The organism is Capnocytophaga sp., assembly GCF_030532915.1.
GTDB lineage: Bacteria > Bacteroidota > Bacteroidia > Flavobacteriales > Flavobacteriaceae > Capnocytophaga.
The window spans coordinates 1-2,916 of record NZ_JAUNKD010000071.1; the positions used below are offsets into that span (position 1 = coordinate 1).

The window sequence follows — 2,916 nt, forward strand, 5'->3', positions numbered from 1 at the left end:
TATCCTGATACGAAAACCGAATTGGTTCCCGTTTACTAAACCCCACACTTTCCTGAACTGACATTAACCGGTCGTACCCCAGTGAGTTGTGTTTTCCGCCATATGCAAGGTTGTAGGTTCTGAATTCCTGCCCCTTTACCGAAGCCACGATGCGTTCCAAAAGCAGGTTGTTTTCAAACCGAATTCCCCCGACATACGCCACTTCAGGGCGGGTTCTGCTCTTATAAACAAAAGTGATGGTGTTGTCGCCTACGGTATGTTGTTTTCCGTAGGTTATTCGCTCAATGACAATGGCATTTCCGGAACGATGGTAGTGATAGGTGATGCGAATGCCTTGCGGGTTCTCCCAATATGAAATGGCATAATCAGTATGTGAACGACTGTCATTGGTTTGCCCGTAATAGGCTTTTGACCCATCGGGATACAACACTTCAAAATAAAGCGGTCCGTAATTTGCTCCGTATGAAGAAACACCTACGGATTTGATTTTCAGATGTGAAAATGCTTCGGTTTGGTAGGTGGCTCCGTCTTTTCCGTATTGTCCGGTTTTGAGCATAAGTCGTTGTCCGTCAAGCGAAAATCGGTCAGAAGGAGTTAGATTTACTTCTGAAATAGCACCATCGTGGTACAGTGTAGACCCTACGCGTGAAATAACCGAAATTCCGGAAACATTCCAGCCGTATCCTGCCATTCCGTTGCCGGCTTGACTGTTGTAACTAATTGATAATGTAGGAGCAATTCCCTGTAATCCTGGCGGTACGGCAATGGGAATGCTGTAAATGGCTGCTCCGGTTGGTGACACAGAGAGGCTTCCTGCGGTGGCTCCGTCAGCAGTGCCTCCCGATGCGGGTCGACCCGCGAGTCCGCCACTTGAAGCGTTTTGTTCCAGCGAAACTATCGTTGGAGGAGTAGGTTCACTTTCGGAAAAAGAAATACGTTTTATTTTCTCAACTTTAAGTGGTTCTTGCCCAAAGAAAGTCAATGATGATAAAAATAATAGTAGTGTTGCAATTCGTTTCATAATCGTAAAGCCTTATTTTTTGATGATACGCACTGTTTTTTTGGTTCCGTCCGAAAATATCCCGACAAGGTAATACACGCCCTGAACATACGAACTTATGTTGAGTTGCAGTTGCTCTGCCGGTGAATGTATATGCGTATTGTCGTATAAAATTCGCATATCCGCCGAAGAAATAAAAAGCCGAATTAATGATTGTTTTTCAGTATGATACCAATATACGGTAAGCTCACCTGCGGTAGGATTTGGTGCACTTTTAAGAATAATTTCACGGGAGGTTTCTTGCTTGTCATTTTCTGTGGAAGTTGACACTTCAACAGCGTCATCGGGTAGGGCAGGTCTGCCGGATGATGCACCACTTTCCGGATTAAGACAAACCGAAACGTGTGTTTGGTTCCCGGCACTGTCGTATGAAAAACACAATTGTTTTTGGCTGTACAAACAAAAACAACTTCCCAAAAACATAGCAGTTAGTAAAATATAGCGTGTCATTTTTAGTACGTGTTGATTTTTTTGGCAAATTTACAGAAAAAAATCAACTAAAAAAAGAACGTAATTCATTAGATGTTAAAATTTTAAATGATTTTTAATAAAAGAAAAATAAGTTTACTTTTTTTGAAACAGGACTCGTCAATAAATAAAAATCTTGAAAAACTTTAACACAATTGCGTTATTTTTATCAAGGATAAGAAGTTTAAAAAAATAATTACCTTTGCCAAAACCTCAATTATGAAACGACTACTACCACTTTTGTTTTCGTTTTTTTTGCTGATAAGTTACTCACAAACAGCAATATATTTTCCGGATTCACGAATCATTCAAACGGGAATGCCTTTTTTAAATTTGCAGTCAGATGCCCGAGCTTCGGCGATGGCAGATATAGGTGCTTCAACACAACCCGATGTATTTTCACAACGATGGAATTCAGCAAAATATGCTTTTGCTGAAAGCAAACGTGGTTTGGGAATGAGTTATACGCCCTATCTGAATAAACTCACCAACGATATTTTTTTAGGAAATATTACTTATTTTTTTCGACCCAAACAGCGGGGCGCTTGGGGGCTGTCGTTCAATTATTTCAGTATGGGTGAAGTGGAATTTTCACAAATTCAGGGAGGTTCGTTTTTCTCCGAAGGTTTTGGCAAACCCAATGAACTTACACTTGATGTGTCGTATAATTTATTGCTTTCCGACAATTTTTCAATGGGCGTTACAGGGCGATGGTTACATTCCAATCTGCAATATTTTTCCAATGACGAAAAATACGTAGCGAATAGTATTGCGGTGAGTTTATCGGGCTATTTTCAGTCAAGAATAGTTACATACGCTAATTTTGACACCCGATGGCGAGCAGGGATTACACTTTCAAATATTGGACCTAAGCTGAGCTACGAAAAAGGAGGAAAGGACTTTTTTATCCCGACAAACTTAAAAATTGGCGTTGGATATGACTTTATTTTTTCAAACGACCATTCTTTTTCGTTGTTGTTAGAAGCTAATAAATTGTTGGTTCCCACACCTCCAAAACGAGGTTATATGGATAGCAATAATGACGGACAACAAAATGAAAACGAATTCACAACCATTTTAAGCGGAAAAGATGATAATGTTTCCTTTTTGGAAGGAATTTTTCAGTCGTTTTCCGATGCTCCCGACGGCTGGCGGGAAGAATTGCAAGAGGTTGCGTTGAGTTTGGGGCTTGAATATCGTTTTCGTGATGATTTTGCCTTACGATGTGGTTATTTTTACGAAAATCCAAACAAAGGGGCGCGCCAATTTTTAACCATCGGAACGGGATTCAAATACCAAAACATACGTTTTCACCTTTCGTATCTTTTTTCGATGGCATCAGTGCCGAATCCGTTTGAAAATGCCCTGCGAATTTCGGGGAGTTATGA

3 protein-coding genes are annotated in these 2,916 nt (G+C 40.5%); 1 reads left to right on the forward strand and 2 read right to left on the reverse strand.

Translation table 11 applies throughout. From position 1 onward, the window contains the following. A partial coding sequence (locus Q4D72_RS12060; protein ID WP_303078180.1) for a SpvB/TcaC N-terminal domain-containing protein occupies positions 1 to 1,021 on the reverse strand: 1,021 nt, incomplete at its 3' end. 12 nt (positions 1,022 to 1,033) lie between these two features. Next, positions 1,034 to 1,510, reverse strand: a complete 477-nt coding sequence (locus Q4D72_RS12065) for a T9SS type A sorting domain-containing protein (protein WP_303078182.1) — start codon at positions 1,508 to 1,510, stop codon at positions 1,034 to 1,036. 237 nt (positions 1,511 to 1,747) lie between these two features. Here Q4D72_RS12065 and porV point away from each other — a divergent pair. After that, a partial coding sequence (gene porV, locus Q4D72_RS12070) for a type IX secretion system outer membrane channel protein PorV (protein ID WP_303078184.1) occupies positions 1,748 to 2,916 on the forward strand: 1,169 nt, incomplete at its 3' end.

Excerpts from the sequence above, each read along its gene's own strand:
- Q4D72_RS12065 (WP_303078182.1), bottom strand. The coding sequence starts at position 1,510 with ATGACACGCTATATTTTACTAACTGCTATGTTTTTGGGAAGTTGTTTT.